This window comes from Niallia oryzisoli, assembly GCF_043641075.1.
GTDB lineage: Bacteria > Bacillota > Bacilli > Bacillales > Cytobacillaceae > Bacillus_BD > Bacillus_BD oryzisoli_A.
In genome coordinates, this window is record NZ_JBHZRC010000001.1 from 151,560 (window position 1) to 170,126 (window position 18,567).

At 37.9% G+C, this 18,567-nt stretch carries 20 protein-coding genes; 19 read left to right on the plus strand and 1 reads right to left on the minus strand.

All coding sequences use genetic code 11. From position 1 onward, the window contains the following. The first annotated feature begins 255 nt into the window (after positions 1-255). From ACHUFV_RS00785 to ACHUFV_RS00800, 4 genes are all read left to right on the plus strand, one after another. On the plus strand, positions 256-840 hold the full coding sequence (locus tag ACHUFV_RS00785; protein ID WP_394231522.1) for a YpjP family protein: 585 nt from the start codon (positions 256-258) through the stop codon (positions 838-840). Between the two features lie 771 nt (positions 841-1,611). Further along, complete coding sequence (locus tag ACHUFV_RS00790) at positions 1,612-2,262, plus strand: anthrax toxin lethal factor-related metalloendopeptidase (protein WP_394231524.1); 651 nt, start codon at positions 1,612-1,614, stop codon at positions 2,260-2,262. A gap of 114 nt (positions 2,263-2,376) precedes the next feature. Further along, positions 2,377-3,333 (plus strand): thymidylate synthase, encoded by a 957-nt coding sequence (locus tag ACHUFV_RS00795; RefSeq protein WP_394231526.1) that lies wholly within the window; start codon positions 2,377-2,379, stop codon positions 3,331-3,333. A 35-nt stretch (positions 3,334-3,368) separates the two neighbouring features. Continuing rightward, complete coding sequence (locus ACHUFV_RS00800; RefSeq protein WP_394231528.1) at positions 3,369-3,854, plus strand: dihydrofolate reductase; 486 nt, start codon at positions 3,369-3,371, stop codon at positions 3,852-3,854. A gap of 52 nt (positions 3,855-3,906) precedes the next feature. On the opposite strand, the gene ACHUFV_RS00805 is transcribed toward ACHUFV_RS00800, so the two are convergent. Beyond that, positions 3,907-4,206, minus strand: a complete 300-nt coding sequence (locus ACHUFV_RS00805) for a hypothetical protein (protein ID WP_394231530.1) — start codon at positions 4,204-4,206, stop codon at positions 3,907-3,909. A gap of 330 nt (positions 4,207-4,536) precedes the next feature. On the opposite strand from ACHUFV_RS00805, the gene ilvA reads away from it, so the two are divergent. The 15 genes from ilvA to ACHUFV_RS00880 all read left to right on the plus strand — a co-directional run bounded on the left by ilvA (position 4,537) and on the right by ACHUFV_RS00880 (position 18,354). Further along, positions 4,537-5,805: a threonine ammonia-lyase IlvA gene (gene ilvA / locus ACHUFV_RS00810; RefSeq protein ID WP_394231532.1), complete on the plus strand. Its 1,269-nt coding sequence runs from the start codon at positions 4,537-4,539 to the stop codon at positions 5,803-5,805. A 179-nt stretch (positions 5,806-5,984) separates the two neighbouring features. Next, positions 5,985-6,188: a twin-arginine translocase TatA/TatE family subunit gene (locus tag ACHUFV_RS00815; protein ID WP_394231534.1), complete on the plus strand. Its 204-nt coding sequence runs from the start codon at positions 5,985-5,987 to the stop codon at positions 6,186-6,188. Positions 6,189-6,327: 139 nt separating this feature from the next. Further along, positions 6,328-7,089 (plus strand): twin-arginine translocase subunit TatC, encoded by a 762-nt coding sequence (tatC, locus tag ACHUFV_RS00820; protein ID WP_394231536.1) that lies wholly within the window; start codon positions 6,328-6,330, stop codon positions 7,087-7,089. Between the two features lie 196 nt (positions 7,090-7,285). Beyond that, a complete protein-coding gene (locus ACHUFV_RS00825; protein WP_394231538.1) occupies positions 7,286-8,353 on the plus strand; it encodes a hydrogenase small subunit in 1,068 nt (355 codons plus the stop codon). Beyond that, a complete protein-coding gene (locus tag ACHUFV_RS00830; RefSeq protein WP_394231540.1) occupies positions 8,353-10,074 on the plus strand; it encodes a nickel-dependent hydrogenase large subunit in 1,722 nt (573 codons plus the stop codon). The genes ACHUFV_RS00825 and ACHUFV_RS00830 overlap by 1 nt, the downstream gene beginning before the upstream one ends. A gap of 12 nt (positions 10,075-10,086) precedes the next feature. Further along, a complete protein-coding gene (cybH, locus tag ACHUFV_RS00835) occupies positions 10,087-10,857 on the plus strand; it encodes a Ni/Fe-hydrogenase, b-type cytochrome subunit (protein ID WP_394231542.1) in 771 nt (256 codons plus the stop codon). Beyond that, the gene (locus tag ACHUFV_RS00840) at positions 10,847-11,335 is read left to right on the plus strand and encodes a HyaD/HybD family hydrogenase maturation endopeptidase (RefSeq protein WP_394231544.1); all 489 of its coding nucleotides are present in this window, start codon (positions 10,847-10,849) and stop codon (positions 11,333-11,335) included. The genes cybH and ACHUFV_RS00840 overlap by 11 nt, the downstream gene beginning before the upstream one ends. Then, positions 11,332-11,778, plus strand: coding sequence for a Rieske (2Fe-2S) protein (locus ACHUFV_RS00845; protein ID WP_394231546.1), 447 nt, complete (start codon positions 11,332-11,334; stop codon positions 11,776-11,778). The genes ACHUFV_RS00840 and ACHUFV_RS00845 overlap by 4 nt, the downstream gene beginning before the upstream one ends. 10 nt (positions 11,779-11,788) lie before the next feature. Continuing rightward, positions 11,789-12,166 (plus strand): hydrogenase maturation nickel metallochaperone HypA/HybF, encoded by a 378-nt coding sequence (locus ACHUFV_RS00850; RefSeq protein ID WP_394231548.1) that lies wholly within the window; start codon positions 11,789-11,791, stop codon positions 12,164-12,166. Beyond that, positions 12,126-12,791 (plus strand): hydrogenase nickel incorporation protein HypB, encoded by a 666-nt coding sequence (gene hypB, locus ACHUFV_RS00855; RefSeq protein ID WP_394231550.1) that lies wholly within the window; start codon positions 12,126-12,128, stop codon positions 12,789-12,791. The genes ACHUFV_RS00850 and hypB overlap by 41 nt, the downstream gene beginning before the upstream one ends. Further along, on the plus strand, positions 12,770-15,064 hold the full coding sequence (gene hypF, locus ACHUFV_RS00860) for a carbamoyltransferase HypF (RefSeq protein ID WP_394231552.1): 2,295 nt from the start codon (positions 12,770-12,772) through the stop codon (positions 15,062-15,064). Before hypB ends, hypF begins: the two co-directional genes overlap by 22 nt. Further along, positions 15,055-15,297 carry a HypC/HybG/HupF family hydrogenase formation chaperone gene (locus ACHUFV_RS00865; RefSeq protein ID WP_394231554.1) on the plus strand — a complete coding sequence of 81 codons (243 nt, stop codon included), beginning with the start codon at positions 15,055-15,057 and terminating at the stop codon, positions 15,295-15,297. Before hypF ends, ACHUFV_RS00865 begins: the two co-directional genes overlap by 10 nt. After that, the gene (gene hypD / locus ACHUFV_RS00870) at positions 15,263-16,375 is read left to right on the plus strand and encodes a hydrogenase formation protein HypD (protein ID WP_394231555.1); all 1,113 of its coding nucleotides are present in this window, start codon (positions 15,263-15,265) and stop codon (positions 16,373-16,375) included. The genes ACHUFV_RS00865 and hypD overlap by 35 nt, the downstream gene beginning before the upstream one ends. Then, on the plus strand, positions 16,375-17,379 hold the full coding sequence (gene hypE / locus ACHUFV_RS00875) for a hydrogenase expression/formation protein HypE (protein ID WP_394231557.1): 1,005 nt from the start codon (positions 16,375-16,377) through the stop codon (positions 17,377-17,379). Before hypD ends, hypE begins: the two co-directional genes overlap by 1 nt. A 129-nt stretch (positions 17,380-17,508) precedes the next feature. Then, positions 17,509-18,354 (plus strand): DegV family protein, encoded by an 846-nt coding sequence (locus tag ACHUFV_RS00880; protein ID WP_394231559.1) that lies wholly within the window; start codon positions 17,509-17,511, stop codon positions 18,352-18,354. The last annotated feature ends 213 nt before the right edge of the window (positions 18,355-18,567 follow it).

The following is an 18,567-nucleotide window of genomic DNA, read 5'->3' on the forward strand; positions in this document are numbered from 1 at the left end:
AACAAAATCATTCCAATGGATATCGTTATGGACCAATCCATTTTATGACCTCCTAACTTTAATTTAATTGAAAGAAACAGCCTATTACTTTAACGTTTCATTTCATATCATTTTTATTCGCACTACATGAAAAAAATGAAACCATCCTATCTTTTTACTCGTAGTAATAGAGTAAAATATAGTACAATAATGAATAAGAATTCTTTTTTGTATTCATTAACTCTCTACACGGGAGAAAAAAGGAGATGAGATCAAATGCCAAAATGGCTTCGGAAATCCCTATTGGTACTTGTAACGATTGCAACATTTGGACTGGTAACGCCACAAGCATTATTGACTGATCCTCCTAATGAAAACAAACAGGCGAAACGGGATACATATGAAACCAATCCTACCATAGCTGAAGAGTATTTTGAGACAGAAGTTGTTACTGAGAGAGATAAGTTTATGAATGAAATGATAAAAGCAGCCGAAGAGCACTCATTTGAGAAGTTCGGTTCAAGAATTAAACCGGTCATTCAAGATGAATTTAAAGAACTGATTTTACCGAATATGGAAAAGGCGATTGCCGAAGTTGCATCGCAGTATCCAGATGAAGATTTGAGTCAATTAATTGTTAGTGAAGTTCCAAGCGGCGGGGTATCCGAAAGAATATTCCATATTATGGACAATCAAACGCGGAAAGATGTTATCCGGTTTCATGTAAGAAGGGACCACCCTCCACAGGAAGAATATGTGTTTAACTTTCACTATCATACAAATCATGACCAATTTCAAGCACACCATGATTTAGGTGTCATAAATTGGGCTAAAAATACTCCACCTAAATGGATGACCTGATTAATTTTATTGAAAATAGATTAGTTAGACCCGTATGGAGCAGGTCTTTTTCAGTTAAAAAAAAGAGGAGTGCATAAACGTCTGCAATCCTCTTTCAATCTACTCCATTATCCACTTTAATCACTAAAGGGAAACCAAGGCTAGTCCTTGAACAAGCCTCGCAGTATTAAAAATATACTGATACCAAATACATAGTAACTGACATATATAATAACGGCGAGTAAGAAGGATCTGTGTGATGGGGTTGTGAAAATGGTTAACAACAGAGCCCAAAATAATAAATCAATGAATATTAAATATCCTGAATTGAGAATATCCAAGACATTATTTAAATCGTTCTGCAAGTCCTCACTTGCTGCCCGTTTAAACATAAACCTCATACAATTCACCCTTTATGACATCCTAGTAAAAATGTAATTTCCACTAAATAGATTATTAATTAAATAGTTTATTTGATACTATTGGAGTATATGCATAGTACTCTTTAATGGTGAATGAAGAACTGCCTATTCCTCCTCGGGTAAAAATCAGATGGGAAACACTTTGGTGATCAGGATGAACCAAATCCACTAACAGGTCTGGTGCCGTTGTTTTGGTTTCCTAATATTCTCAGCTAGCTCACACTCTCTAAGGCTTTCATCATATGTTATAATCCTAGTAATTGTTCCAAATCATAGTTTCATAACCTCCTGGATTTTACAATGACAAGGACTGAACCAGATGAAAAAACACCGTTTTCTTTTTTTCATAGTTGTGTTGTCTTTATTGCTAATGGGAAATTCTCAAGCAGATAAAGAAGGAATAAGCTTACTTAAATTTTCTGACCACTCTATACTGAAGACCTCGATGAATTTGCAAAATGAAGAGGTACTTAGTCATATCATTATCCTGCCTGCAACACCTTTTAATCAAGTGGAGGCAGCACAAATCATATCCCGTATAGATAAACTGCCTTTATCAATTTTAGAGAAAGTTAATAAAGAGGGGATTGTTATACAATTATTTACCGGAAAGTTAACTGGGAATAAGACAGCATCACAACTTGCCAATGTTGTTCCGCGAGGATATGTCCATAAAACGACTTGGGATGATGTCCCTGGGATGGGAGGAGGTAAAACGGTCCTGGTAAAAATTGGAGCTAGTAATAAAGGAAAGGGCCATAGCTCGGTCAATCTGGAACTTCATGAATTAGCCCATTCTATTGATAAGCTTGTCTTTAATGGTATTCGCAGCAAGCATAGTTTTTTGGGAATTTGGAGTCGTGAGAAAGAAACGATGTTCCCGGGAAAAAGTTATTTTTTGACCTATCCGGAGGAGTATTTTGCGGAATGCTTTGCTTACTATTATATTGGTGGTCAGTATCGCGAGGAGCTAGAAAGAAAAGCACCGATGACCTTCCAATTAATTAAAAATTTGTCGTAGTTTTTGTTACAATAGATATTGGTTATTGCTTTTCGAAAACCAAAATAGGCTGATTAAACAGCGGCCAGTCAACGACGTAAACTGTCATGAGTTATCAAAAGGGAGTGTAGATAATTGCAGCATCCAGAGTATGAATATTTAAATATGTGCCGATATGTATTAGAAAATGGCAATCAAAAAAGTGACCGGACAGGAACCGGAACATTTTCTGTGTTTGGCTACCAGATGAGATTTGATTTACAAAAGGGCTTTCCATTATTGACAACCAAAAGAATTCCCTTTCGCTTGGTAGCAAGTGAGTTATTATGGTTTATTAAAGGTGATACCAATATCCGCTATCTCCTTAAGCATAATAATAATATTTGGAATGAATGGGCATTTAAAAATTGGATTGAAAGTGATGAATATAAAGGGCCCGATATGACTGATTTTGGATTACGAAGTCAAACGGATGAATCCTTTCGGGAACAATATGAACTAGAAATGGATAAATTTATCAGCAGAATTCTAGAGGATGCTGATTTTGCTAAGCAATACGGTGAATTAGGGCCTGTATATGGTAAACAGTGGCGTTCATGGGAAACAACAACTGGAGAAACAATTGACCAGTTAAAGGACCTAGTAGAACAAATCAAAGTGAATCCTGATTCTAGAAGGTTAATTCTTTCATCATGGTCACCTGAATTCACACCGCAAATGGCACTGCCTCCTTGTCATACTTTATTTCAATTCTATGTTTTTAATGGGAAGTTAAGCTGTCAATTGTATCAAAGAAGCGGAGATATTTTCCTAGGCATTCCTTTTAATATCGCCAGCTATGCCTTATTAACACATTTGATTGCACATGAATGCGGGTTGGAAGTCGGTGAATTTGTGCATACAATTGGTGATGCTCATATTTACAGCAATCATTTAGAGCAAATAGAAACACAGCTACAACGAGAACCTAAGCCATTTCCAAGTGTCCTTATAAATAAAGAGAAGCACTCATTATTTGAATTAGAAATGGAAGACATCACACTGGAGGGCTACAATCCGCATTCAGCTATTAAAGCCCCTGTTGCTGTGTAAAATGAAAGTAACAATATTTCTAAAGGAGGAATAGGATGATTTCATTTATTGTGGCTATGGATAAGAACCGAGTGATAGGGAAGGATAATCAGCTGCCATGGCATTTACCTGCTGATTTAAAATTTTTTAAGAAGGTAACAATGGGCCATCCGATTATTATGGGCAGAAATACATTTGAATCGATAGGGAAACCGCTGCCAGGCCGGGAAAATATCATTGTATCGAGAAACAAAGAATATAAGCATGAAGGCTGCACAAGTATTCATTCAGTAGAAGAATTGCTAGATTATGCCACTCGTAAAAATGAAGAAGTATTTGTGATTGGTGGATCTGAGCTTTTTAAAGCAACCTTCCCTATGGCAGATCGACTTTATATTACAAAAATAGAAGAAGAGTTTGCCGGGGATACATATTTTCCAGAGTTCATAGAATCAGAATGGGAATTGGTTTCACAAGAAAAAGGTTTAAAGGATGAAAAAAACCCATATGATTACTACTTTACAATCTATGAACGGAAATAATGATGATTAAATAAAAAGAAAGCAGCCTGCGTGCTGCTTTCTTAATTTGTTCTTATCGTGTAATACGAATATAAGCCACACCATATGGAGTTAAATAAGTATGGTCAGCGTCGATAACTAAATATTCACCAGCTGTTTTGGCGTTTACTTCCTGCATATCTTCAATTGTTACAGAAGCCAATTTTTGAACTAATTGTTCTTGTGTATAGGGACGAAGTGGATTTTCTTCAGAGAGAAAAATCCAGTTAAAGGCCTCGTCAACTGTTTTAAAATACTCTATTGCTTCAACTACATACCCATAATCCAAACCAACCATATCTGCGACCATTTCTGCTGCTTTAAGCTTACTCATTTCAAATATCCTCCCCAGATTTTATTATTTTCCTATTTTTTAAAATGTTTTCTAGAGATAAATAATTAAAAACATTTTTAATGTATATAACATATATATCATATTTATAGCGCTTACTTCAATGAATTCAGACATTTTTCTTTAAAATGGACAAGAAATCGATAGAAAATTTTATTATTTCTAATAGATGGAACGTTATTTTACAAATATTTTTGAAAAAAGCTACCAGAATTTTATTTATATTTAGAAAGGGTAATGGAAAATCTCGAAATTCATGATATAATTTACTGATTAAAATATTAGGATATAGAATGAATTGAGGGTGAAGGTATGGAACAGAAAGTAATGAAAAAGAAATGGTTGCAAGTGGAGGATATTCTCATAGCATACCAACATCTGAAAGATATCGTTACCCAGACGCCATTGCAGAAAAACGAACGATTATCCGAAAAATATGAGTGTAATATCTATTTGAAAAGAGAAGATTTACAAGTTGTTCGCTCATTTAAATTACGTGGGGCATATTATTCCATTAAGATGCTGCCGCAAGAAAAGCTTGTTAACGGCGTTATATGTGCAAGTGCGGGAAACCATGCTCAAGGTGTTGCATATGCATGCAGAAAATTAAAAATTAAAGGTAAAATTTTCATGCCTACTACAACACCAAAACAAAAAATCAGCTCTGTAGAAATGCATGGTAGAGAATATGTTGAAATCGTTTTAGCCGGTGATACTTTTGATGCTTCTTATAATCAGGCAGTTCTTTGCGCTGAAGAGGAAGGCAGAACGTTTATTCATCCTTTTAACGATGAATTGGTAATGGCAGGTCAAGGAACGGTTGCAGTTGAGATTTTGAATGACTGTGAAGAGAAAATTGATTATGTATTCGGCAGTATTGGCGGCGGCGGACTGATGTCAGGGATGAGCACCTATATGAAAAGTGTGTCACCTGAAACAAAAATGATTGGAATTGAGCCAGCGGGTGCTGCATCTATGAAAACATCGATTGCAAACCATGCTGTTACGCAGCTAGAATCAATTGATGGTTTTGTCGACGGTGCTGCAGTGGCCTGTGTCGGAGAAAAATCCTTTGCAATCTGTGAAGAATTATTGGATGACATCATTGTTGTTCCGGAAGGCAAGGTTTGTACATCCATTTTACAGCTATACAATGAACATGCTGTTGTAGCAGAACCTGCCGGAGCAATGCCTGTTGCGGCACTTGATTTCTATAAGGATAAAATAAAAGGTAAGACTGTTGTATTGGTTATCAGTGGAGGCAATAATGATATTGGCCGGATGCAGGATATTAAAGAAAGATCCTTATTATATGAAGGACTTCTTCATTATTTCATCGTGAATTTCCCGCAGCGTGCTGGTGCACTTCGTGAATTTTTAGATGAAGTACTTGGACAAAATGATGATATTACTCGTTTTGAGTATACGAAGAAAAATAATAAAGATAATGGGCCGGCACTCGTTGGGATTGAATTAAAATGTAAGGATGACTATAATGATTTGATAGTCAGAATGCAGAAAAAAGGTTTTACTTACACTGAAATAAACAATGACAGCACATTATTCCACTTGTTAATCTAGTCAAAGTGGATAGATCAATTCCTAATTTGTTCAAAATAAATGATAATCATCACACATTGTAAAGGATTTATGTTTTTTGTGAAGATTACATGAAAATTCATCGTCCATTTCCCAAAATGATAGCCAATGTAATATAATCATGGTAGTAAGACAAGTAATCACAAAGGGAGATGTATCATATGTTATCTAATATAGGGGTTCCAGGATTAATATTAATTCTTATTCTAGCTCTTATTATTTTTGGTCCAAAGAAATTGCCTGAAATAGGACGTGCATTTGGTCAAACATTACGTGAATTTAAAAAGTCTACACGCGATCTCACTAGCGATGTATTGGACGAAGTAGAAGATGTGAAAAAGGAAGTAAAAGAAGTGACTAAATAAGGTGTGAGAATTATTCTTGCACCTTTTTTCTTCTTTTTAAAAGGTTCATTATCAAATCAATGGGATAGCTCAGTCTGTAACACATAACTGTCAGTGTCCTACGTTTTTTCGTAATTTAAGAAAAAAGCAGGGGAAATAGATGGAAGATAAAGAATTAAATGTAATAGATCATTTAGATGAATTAAGAAAAAGGCTCATTATCACTGTTGCGGCATTTATCATCTTTTTTGTAGTTGGTTTTATATATGTGGAAGAATTGTATAATTGGATTACAAAGGATTTGGATGTAAAACTGATAGTATTGGGGCCTAGTGATATCCTGTGGGTATATTTTATGATAGCCACTGTAATAGCTGTTGCTGGAACCATTCCGGTATTAGCCACGCAAATTTGGCTTTTTGTGAAACCAGCTCTGAAGCCAATTGAAAGAAAAGTGTCACTTTCGTATGTACCAGCTTTGTTTTTCCTATTTATCATTGGTCTTTGTTTTGGTTATTTTATTATTTTTCCAACCATAATGGGATTTTTAATTGAACTCGGTGGAGAAATGATGGCCACTAATTTTACGGCTGAAAAGTATTTTCGCTTCATCTTAACAACGACTGTACCTTTTGGTGTTTTATTTGAACTTCCTGTTGTCTTAATGTTTTTGACATCACTTGGAATTGTAAATCCATATGTTCTGTCGAAGATTCGCAAGTATGCCTATTTTATTTTGATTATTGTTGCGATTGTCATTTCACCACCAGATTTTATGTCAGATTTTCTAGTTGCTATTCCCTTATTATTCCTTTATGAAATCAGTGTGAATTTATCTAAATTCGTCTATAAGAGAAAATTAAAAAAGGAAAAGCAGCGAGAAGCTGAGCTTGGCTATGATGAAGATGTGATAAGTGAATAAGAAAAATAACAAAAGCCTTTGAATCAAAAGATTCAAAGGCTTTTTATTATTTTAGTTACCACTATAAACACAAGAAATATACAGTTAAGAACAATAAGTTACAATATTTAGAATTTAGGAAAATGATTTGTCAATTATGTTAAATTTAGGGTGAAAGCAAAAAATTTCCAATAACTTATAGAAAGGGGATTCCGTCATGAAAAGACCAACAGTTTATGAAACTGCTTTGTCTCATGGCGTAACAAGAAGGGACTTTTTGAAGATGTGCTCCATGCTAGCAGCATCAATGAGCCTTGATTACACGCAATCAAACAAAGTAGTAAAAGCATTAGAAACAAATGCTAGAGTTCCAGTGGTCTGGCTCCAGTTTCAGGATTGTACAGGCTGTTCAGAGTCTTTCATCCGTTCAACACATCCAAAGACTGAAAGTGTATTATTTGATTTCATTTCACTTGAATATTCGGAAGTATTATCAGCCGCCTCTGGTTATCAAGTTGAATCAGCTCTAAAAAACGTAATCGAAAATTATAAAGGGGAGTATGTCCTTGCAATTGAAGGCAGTATACCTGATTCGGGTTATGCAATGATTGGTGGGGTTGACGCAAAGGAAAGTCTCTTGGAGGTAGCTGCAGATGCTAAAGCCATTATTTCCTATGGCAGCTGTGCATCTTGGGGTGGGATTCCAGCTGCGAAGCCAAATCCAACAGGTGCAAAACCAATAAAAAGCTTCGTCAATAATAAGCCTGTCATCATAGTCCCTGGCTGCCCTCCAATTGCAGAGGTTATGACAGGGGTTATTGCTCATATTATTACGTTTGGAGAGATTCCTGAACTAGATTCTGTTGGCAGACCAAAAGCCTTTTATCGACACCGTATTCATGATAAATGTAACAGGAGAGCCTATTTTGATGCAGGCTTGTTTGTAGAGTCCTTTGATGATGAGGGGGCAAAGCAAGGATATTGCTTATATAAGATGGGCTGTAAGGGGCCTACAACGTATAATGCATGCGCTGAAATGCGCTGGAACGGGGGTGTCAGCTATCCGATTCAATCCGGAAATCCATGTATTGGCTGCTCGGAAAAAGGGTTCTGGGATAACGGTCCATTCTTTGTAAGACGTGCAAAAATTCCAGGCTCTCAAACAACAGCAGATATCGACAAAATTGGTCTTACTGCTTTAGGTGTGACTGCTGCAGGTATTGCTGCACATGCAACGGGAACAGCCATTAAGAAGAAAAGTGATGATCGTCGAGGTGAAGAATAATGAGTGAAAGAATCGTAGTCGATCCGATTACAAGGATTGAGGGACATCTACGTATTGAAGCGGATATTGATGAAAGCGGAATGATTCAAGATGCATTTAGCTCAGGAACAGCTGTCCGTGGTATTGAGTTAATTGTAAGAGAACGTGATCCTCGTGATGTGTGGGCATTTGTACAGCGTATTTGCGGTGTCTGTACGTCTACACATGCATTGGCTTCCGTACGTTCAGTTGAAGATGCATTGGATATAAAAATCCCACCAAATGCCAGCCTCATACGAAATATTATGAATGAAGCGATATTTATTCATGATCACGTTGTTCATTTTTATCATTTACATGCATTAGACTGGGTCGATGTGGTAAGCGCGTTAAATGCCGATCCTAGTGAAACATCAAAGATTGCCCAATCGATTTCGAATTGGTCAAAATCATCACCAGGTTATTTTAAAGATGTTCAAAATAAGGTGAAAAAGGTAGTTGACAGCGGACAGCTGGGAATTTTTGCGAATGGTTACTGGGGACATCCAGCATACAAGCTTCCTCCTGAAGTAAATTTACTTGCAGTAGCACATTACCTGGAAGCGCTTGACTGGCAAAAGGAAATCGTAAAGATTCAAACCATACTGGGTGGGAAAAACCCTCATCCACATTATGTTGTCGGCGGGATGGCTACACCGCTTGATATTAACAGTGACAATGGTATTCATTCAGAACGTCTTATGCATATTTCCCAATTAATTGACCAGGCAAAGGAGTTTGTGAATCAAGTCTATATTCCTGATCTACTGGCAATTGGTTCTTATTATAAAGATTGGACCTATGGAGGGGGAATTAATAATTATTTAGCATATGGTGATTTCTCAACAGGTGATCATTACGATAAAAGTAAATATCGGATGCCAGGCGGGGTTATTTTAAATGGCAATGTAAAAGAAATCCACGAGGTGGATCTAAAGGATACATCGCATATTCAAGAGTTTATCGACCGTTCTTGGTACACATATGATGGAAAAGAAGGAAAACAAGGTAAACACCCGTCAGAGGGGGAAACGTCACTCCAATACACAGGACCAAAAGCACCTTACAAGAATTTAAATACTGATGAAAAGTACAGCTGGATAAAAGCACCGCGTTGGAAAGGGAAACCAATGGAAACAGGACCGCTTGCCCGCATGATGATTGGATATGCCGCAGGTAAAGAGGAAATTGTTACTATTGTGGATGAGACATTGAAAAAACTAGATCTACCGATTAGTGCTCTTCATTCAACACTAGGTCGAACGGTAGCTAGGGGGGTTGAATCCGTCCTTATTGCTGATTGGATGAGAAATGATATGGATCAACTATTAGCTAATATCAAAAATGGTGATCAAATCACATTTAATAGTTCAAAATGGGAGCCTGCTACATGGCCAAAGAATGCAAAAGGAGTCGGATGGATCGAGGCACCGCGTGGGGCTTTAGGCCATTGGATTGAAATTGAGAATGGTAAAACGAAAAACTATCAAGCTATTGTTCCAACAACCTGGAATGCATCACCGAGAGATGCTGAAAATAATATTGGCGCTTATGAGTCTTCCTTAATTGGAACGCCGCTCCTAGTGAAGGATCAGCCGCTTGAAATCATTCGGACCATTCATTCGTTTGACCCTTGTTTAGCTTGTGCTGTGCATTTGACTGACCTCGAAAGCAAGGTTCTAACGGAAATTAGGATTGGTTAGGAGGGCTGTAACATGTCAATTCCAACTCCGCTACAGAAAAGTAAAAAGGTTTTTTTAAAAAGAAGTAGAGAACCAAAGGTAACAGCTATCAAGCATGATGTCGTGAAGGTTTATGTCTGGGAGCTGCCAGTAAGGATTTTTCATTGGTTAAATGTAATTGCGATTATACTACTCATGTTAACTGGATTTTATATTGGTAACCCAATAGTTGGTGCATCAGTACACGAAGAAGCCTATTATTCGTTTGTGATGGGATGGATTAGGTACATTCACTTTTTTGCTGCATTTCTCTTTTCTTTAAATCTATTGTTCCGTTTTTACTGGGCTTTTAAAGGAAATAAGTATTCAACCTCAAACCCTTTTAAAATAGTTTTTTGGCGAGAAATCTTTGAAACTGTTAAATATTATTTATTCCTGAGAAATAAAAAGCCGCACTATGTAGGACATAATCCGCTTGCCCAACTAAGCTATTGGATATTCATTGGATTGGGTTCTGTTCTAATGGCTTTTACTGGCTTCTATATGTATGTAGAGCCACAGCCCGAGACATTCATTGGCAAAGTTTTTGCGTGGGTTCCAATACTGTTTGGTGGAAGCAGCTTTGCTGTTCGTTCATTGCATCATATTGGGGCATGGGGATTTATGGTTTTTATGCTGATTCATATTTATATGGCATTTCGTGAGGATTATATGCAGAGAAATGGTACGATGTCTTCCATCTTTACCGGTTATAAAACAGAAGCAAAACATGTAATGACAAATGGTGAGAAGCATGAAGGATAAACTACAGGATTATAACATTACAATAATGGGGATAGGCAATACGCTTTATGGAGATGAGGGGATAGGCATTTATGCTTTACCCCTCCTTGAGGAGTCCTTGAATCATCTTTCCGGAATAGATTTTGTAGATGGTACAACTGATGGAATGCGTCTGCTCGGACCTGTAGAGGACACTGATTATTTAATTGTCATTGATGCAATAAATGCCGGAAAACCCGGTGGTACCATTATCACTCTTTTTGATAACGAAATTCCGGCCTACATAGGACTTAAAATGTCTATCCATCAGTTAGGTTTTCAAGAGGTATTATATGCAGCGAAGCTTAGGGATAGATATCCAAAACATATCGCACTAATTGGAATGCAGCCTACAAATTTAGAGTTAGGTGTTGGTCTCTCAGAAATAAATCAGCAGCAGCTGCCATTTCTTGTTAATAGAGTCAAAGCACAGGTGCTTGAATGGAGAAAAGTGCAATGAATCGATTAGACTTTTTAAAAGAAATGAAAATGGGCTTTCTTAAAACAGTGTCTGCCTTATATGAGCCGGTAATGGATGAGGATCTTGCAAAGATTAATCAGGCTGCAGATCAATTATTAGGTGTCCAGTGGACTTTTCTTTTAAAAGAATGGCAGGGGATAGGAAAAATCGATCAAAAATTCGTGAAAGGGCAGCCTGTTGTAGTGATGTATAGGGATGATAATGTTTATGCCTACAGCGGAATCTGCCCTTCCTGTTCAAAGCTGATTCACATCAGCATACAAGAAGAAGTTTGTAAATGCCTATACTGTGAAAAGCAAGCTTCATTTATAAACGAAAAGGTGCCAGACAATTTAATTCTAACAGAATATCCACTAAAAAAGGAAAAGGATGGATATTATATTGCAATGAATAATGAAATACAGGATGGTCTATATGCATGAAATGGCATTAATGGCAGATATTTTAAACCTTATTCAGGAAGATGCGTATCTAAAGAAGATAGTGAAACTGAGTTCAGTGGAAATCATTGTCGGTGAGTTAAGTAATATCATGCCAGATGCGCTAGAAATGGCATTTGCTATTTATAAGGAGCAAAATCCCTTTTTATTTACAGAACAAGCTACATTACTTATATACATTGAAGCAGCAGAAGCAGAATGTGTTCTTTGCAAAACCGTCTATAAGCCTAGTCAAAAATTATCCATTTGTCCTAATTGTCATTTTCCTTCTGGAAGGATGATATCAGGAGAAACGTTTCAAATTCAATCTTACGAAGGAGAGAAACAAAATGAAAGTCACCTTGAGAACAGATGTACTGACAAACAATAACAAAGCAGCTGAATTTAACCGTGAATTATTCAAGGAGACGAATACACTGGTTATTAATATTATGAGTTCACCAGGTGCAGGTAAAACGACTATATTGGAGGAAACGGTGCGTGCATTATCTTCTCGTTATCGAATAGCTGTCATTGAAGGGGATTTGGCAACAGAACGTGATGCGGACCGAATTCGGGCTCTTGGTGCACAGGCTGTGCAAATCAATACACATGGGGGCTGTCATTTGGATGCTCGTATGATTGCTGCATGTCTGGCAGAATTTAATCTGGAGGAAATAGACCTTTTATTTATTGAAAATGTTGGGAATCTAGTTTGTCCTTCAGGCTATGACCTAGGGGAACATCATAAAGTGGTGGTCCTTAGTGTTCCTGAAGGGAATGATAAAATTCCTAAATACCCCATAATGTTTATGCGTACAGAATTAGTGTTATTAAATAAAGTTGATTTACTTCCATATCTTGATTTTGATGTTCGTGTTGCAATAGCTGATCTAGAGGGAATCAACCCAGCTTCTAAGCTTCTGTCGGTTTCCGCAAAAACAAAGGAAGGTCTTGCTAGTTGGTTTTCCTGGATTGAAGAGGCATATAGCTTATGCTTGAAGCGAGAAATGTAATCGTTCAAGGAAGAGTACAAGGTGTTGGTTTTCGTCCTTTTATATATCAACAAGCAAAGAAATGGTGCTTAACAGGGACTGTTCAAAATAATATGGATGGCGTAAAAATTCACATCGAAGGAAAAACAGATGACATAACTGGATTTCTGGCTGAATTACCTGTTAACAAACCCCGGCTATCAAGGATTGATGACATTCATGTAGAAAATGTAGTAAGACAAAATGGACATTCTTTTACCATTATCGCAAGTGAAAGAATAGGGACATCTATGCTAGTGATTCCGATAGATTCGGCGACTTGTGATGATTGCCTAGAAGAAATGAAGGATCCACTGGATTTTCGTTTTCAGTACCCCTTTATTAATTGTACGCAATGTGGACCGCGATATACGATTATTAATGAGCTACCCTACGATCGTCCATACACGTCAATGGGCTCATTTTCATTTTGTTCGAAGTGTGAAAATGAATATGTAGATCCAACAAATCGTCGCCATCATGCACAGCCAGTTGCGTGTCCAACGTGTGGACCTCAAGTAAAACTAATTTCAGTTAACAGTGAGGAAATAAACGCAAAAGACCCACTGGTGGCGGCTTCCGCTTTCCTAGCTGAGGGGAAAATTCTAGCCATTAAAGGAATTGGTGGATATCATCTATGCTGTGATGCGACTAACGCACAGGCAGTGCGCTTATTACGTGATCGTAAGGGAAGACCCATCCGACCGCTTGCAGTGATGAGCGCTTCAATAGGTGAAGTAAAGAGATATTCCGTGATTTCGCCTGAAGAAGAAACATTGCTAAAAAGTCCCGAAGCTCCTATTGTCATCTTATTAAAAAACAAAGAGGGTATTTTAGCTCCCGAAATTGCCCCAGGAATGGGTACAGTCGGTGTGATGCTTCCTTATACACCGCTTCATCATTTACTCATGCAACAAAGTCAGTTGAATTCACTTGTCATGACAAGCGCTAATCCATCCGGGCTGCCCATTTTGTACGAAGATAGGGAGGCGGTCCATTACTTATATGGAATAGCTGATTATATTTTGACACATAACCGCGATATTCTTCATCCTGTTGATGATTCAGTTCTGCAAATATCTGCTGGAAAAACGGACTTCTTCCGCCGCTCAAGAGGATATGTGCCAGATCCATTTTTAACGACACAGGATGTACATGGGATTGTCGGTTTTGGAGGTCAGCAAAAAACAACCTTTTCAATTGGTCGTAATCAACAGGTATTCATCGGTCCTCATATTGGTGACCTTGAAAACATGGAAACACTTGAGCATTACAAACAGGAGCTTGATCATTTATTGAAATGGATTAGCATCCCATATGAGACAGCTGTCATTGACCTGCATCCATATTATAATGTTCGCAATTTAGTAGAAAGATACCCATTTAAGGATGTAGTTGAGATTCAGCATCACCATGCACATATGGCTTCATGTATAGCAGATAACGAACTTGAAGGTAAGGTATTCGCTGTAATTTTAGATGGAACTGGCTATGGGCTGGATGGGAATATTTGGGGTTTTGAGGTATTTTATGGTGATAGCGGGAATTTTGAACGACTTTCCCATTTGGCATATACGCCTCTGCCAGGCGGTGAAAAATGCATTAAAGAACCATGGAGGAATGCTGTTGGAATGATGCTGGCATTACATGGTAATAAAGGCAGAGAACTTTGTCTTGAGAGATTTCCTGGACGTGAGCCTGAAATAAATGTCTTGGAGAGAATGGTTGAAAAACAGGTGAATACTGTTTTGGCTGGTACCTGTGGAAGACTATTTGATGCGGTCTCAGCCTTAACTGGTATCTGTACCATATCTACTTATGACGGTGAGGCTGCTATCCGGCTTTCTGAATATACAGAACTGCAAGCTAATACATATATCTATCCTTTTCAAATCCAGCAATCTGAAAAGTTATTACGTTTTGATTTTTCCAATATGCTTCTCGAAATCTGTCAAGATATCAATCGGGGCCGTGACATCAAAATGATAAGCACTGCCTTCCATGAAACACTTGTTCAAGCCATTACCTGCTGTTTAAAACAATTAAAGCATCGGAATCCGAATTACTCCAATCGCGTTGTTTTTTCTGGCGGCAGCTTCCATAATCGTTATTTAAAAGAGAGGCTTTTGGAGGAGCTGGCTAAGCATGATTTTCAAGGGTATGTACATCAAAAGGTACCCTGCAATGATGGAGGTTTATCATATGGGCAATTAATGGCGGCAGCTGCGAAAAGGAGGGCTGAAAAATGTGTGTAGGAGTACCGGCTAGAATCATTGAACTCTATGAATACAGTGCGCTTGTTGATGTTATGGGTGCTCAAACAACGGTAGGTATCATATTTGTTCCGGAGGTATGTATCGGAGATTATGTAATTGTCCATGCAGGGCAGGCAATGTCTGTCATTGATGAAGAGTATGCGAAAGAAAGTGCAGAGGAATGGAGGAAGTTTTCTTATGCTCGAAACAATGCGGCAATCGACCAATCCTGATATTTGTAAGGCCATGTTAGAAGCAGTACATAAAAAAGCAGAGCAATTTCAAATTAACAACGGACGTCTGCCAGTATATATGGAGGTATGTGGCTCTCATACGATGGCTTTGGCAAGAACAGGTATCAAGCAAGCGTTAAAGGATAGTGTGCAATTCGTTTCTGGACCTGGCTGCCCTGTTTGTGTAACAGCCCAGGAATCAATTGATAGCATGATTGGATTGGCTAAGGATGAACGAACAATTATCTGTACATTTGGAGACATGATGCGTGTGCCCGGTTCAACAAAAACGTTAGTAGAGGAGAAAGCAAGTGGGAAAGATATAAGAGTCTTATATTCTCCTATAGAGGCCATTTCTATTGCGGAATCTAATCTGGATAAGGAGGTAATATTTCTTGGGATTGGCTTCGAAACAACGATCCCCATCCTCGCTTTTTTGGTTCAAATGGCCGTTGAAAAACAAATGACTAATTTTTCAATTTGGATGGCAACGAAGCTGGTTGAACCTATATTGCGATATTTGCTTGAAGCAGCGGAAGTGCAGCTTGACGGGTTTATTCTTCCTGGCCATGTATCCATCGTGTTAGGTGAAAGCTCCTATCAATATTTGCCACAAGAGTATGGAATGTCGGGTGTCATTACGGGCTTTGAACCTGCTGAATTGTTAAGCGGTATAAATAAACTTCTTGACCTTTCATTAAAGAAGGAAGCAGCTATTATTAATGACCATCCTTCAATTGTTACAAAGCAGGGAAATGCCGTAGCACAAGAGTTAATGCATCGTTATTTTTATAACAGCAATGAAGCCTGGAGGGGGATTGGAAATATTCCTTCAAGCGGAATGGATTTGAAACCTGAATATGAGCGGTTTAATGCTAAAACGAAATATCAGGTACATACGGTAACGGTAAAGAAAACAAAATGTCGTTGTGGGGAAGTAATAAGAGGAATGATTTCACCTGAAAAATGTCCGTTATTTGCAAAGGCATGTCATCCGTTACATCCTATTGGTCCTTGTATGGTTTCAACAGAGGGAAGCTGCTCAGCCTATTATCACTATATGAGGGAGAGTTATTGATGAATAAGGTCATTAGTCTTGCCCATGGAGACGGAGGAGAATTAAGCCACAGACTGATCCGTGATCTTTTTGTGAAGAATTTTGGTCATTATAAGGAAGCGATGTTCGATGCTTCATATATACAGTTACCTGCAAACAATATTGCAGTCACGACAGATTCTTTTGTCGTGAAGCCACTATTTTTTCCGGATTGTTCAATTGGAAAGCTGGCAGTAGCAGGCACAGTAAATGATCTAGCTGTGAGTGGGGCTAAGCCATTGTATTTAACCTGTGGTTTTGTCATTGAAGAGGGCTTTTCAGTTAATGATTTAGAAAAAATTGTCTCAGACATGGCAAACGAAGCTAAGGCGGCAGGCATTTCTATAATTGCTGGTGATACAAAAGTGGTTGAAAAGGGAAGCTGCGATGGGGTATATATCAATACAACCGGTATAGGAATTATTCAAAGGCAGAACGTGATTCCTAACTTTAAGTCAGGTGATGCTATCATTTTGTCGGGAACACTTGGTGACCATGGCATCGCTATCCTTACAGCACGAGGAGAGCTAGGTATACACGTTCCGGTAGCAAGTGATTGTTCCTCATTGAATTCAATGCTTGAAGATGCAGTCCAAGCTGCGGGTGACGTGCGGATCATGAGAGACCCTACTAGGGGAGGGCTTGCGACTACTCTAGTTGAGATTGCAGAGGATTTTTCCCTTTCCCTTGTTATTTGTGAAAAGGATATTCCCGTGAAAGAGCAGGTACAAGGTGCCTGCGATTTACTTGGATTTGACCCGCTTTATCTAGCAAATGAAGGAAAAGCAATTATTATTGTAGAAAGTGAAAAGAAGGATGCTGTATTACATGCGTTACATATGTATCCTGAAGGAAAGGATGCAGTTTGTATTGGGAAGGTTGTCAAAACAGAGCAGCCCTCCGGTCAATTGTACTTAGAAACACTGCTTGGAACAAAGCGAAGAATAAATCGTTTGGCAGGCGTCATGCTGCCGCGAATATGCTAAATAAAGAATAATCAAAAGTACCGGATACTTTCGGTACTTTTTTTATGCATATATTAGAAAATGTTATTTCCCTAAAATTATTATTGCTAGTATAATGGTAAATGATTGCATAATAAGGAAGTGAATAGATTGACAAATAAAGTTAAAATTGTAACAGATTCGACTGTGGATCTTACTCAAGACGTATTAGATAAATATGATATTGAAATTGTCCCATTAACGATTAGTATAGGTGGAGAAACATATACAGATAGAGTCGACATTACACCTTCTCAATTTATGTTGAAAATGAAGGAGTCACAAGAATTACCAAAAAGCTCACAGCCTTCTGCAGGTGCATTTGTAGAAGTATATGACAGGCTGGGGTCACAAGGCTATGATGTAATTTCAATACACATGACCGGTGGAATGAGCGGGACGGTAAACTCTGCTGAAAGTGCGGCAAAGATGACAGAGACAAATGTAACGGTTGTCGATTCGCGATATATTTCGAAAGCGTTGTCTTATCAAGTAATTGCGGCAGCGTCCCTTGCTTTAGAAGGCACAAGTGTAGAAGCGATAATAAGGAGAGTAGACGAGATTCGGAAGAATACTAGGCTTTTTGTTGTAGTGGATACATTAGAAAATTTGGTTAAAGGAGGGAGAATTGGAAAGGGGAAAGCAATCATAGGGTCCCTTTTAAATATTAAACCAATTGCTTCATTAGAAAATGGTGAATATACGCCGGTTGCTAAAGTTAGAAGCCACGCCCAGGTCGCAAAATTTCTTGCAGCCCAGTTTGCTGAGGATACGAAGGGGAAATTAATTAAAGGTGTAGACATTGTTCATGCAGATGGATATGCGCTAGCGCAAAAAGTCAAGAAAGCCATATTTGATACAACAGGATTTGAGAAAATTACCATTGAAGAAACTACTCCGATTGTCAGCACCCATACAGGACCTGGAGCGATAGGATTTATGTACTATTTTCAATAGGTTAAAGAAAACCGTTTGAATTTTCTTCGAATGGTTTTTTTATTTCAAAAAAAAGCCTGTTTGCTGAAATCATATTATTTTCTTTGGATGAAAAAACATCTAATGATAGAATGATAGTAGTGTTGTTTTCTATTATTTACAAGTCATTAATAGTTTAATAGAAATATGGTCTCTTTAGAAGGAATTGTATCAAGGATTGTCGAATAACCTAGA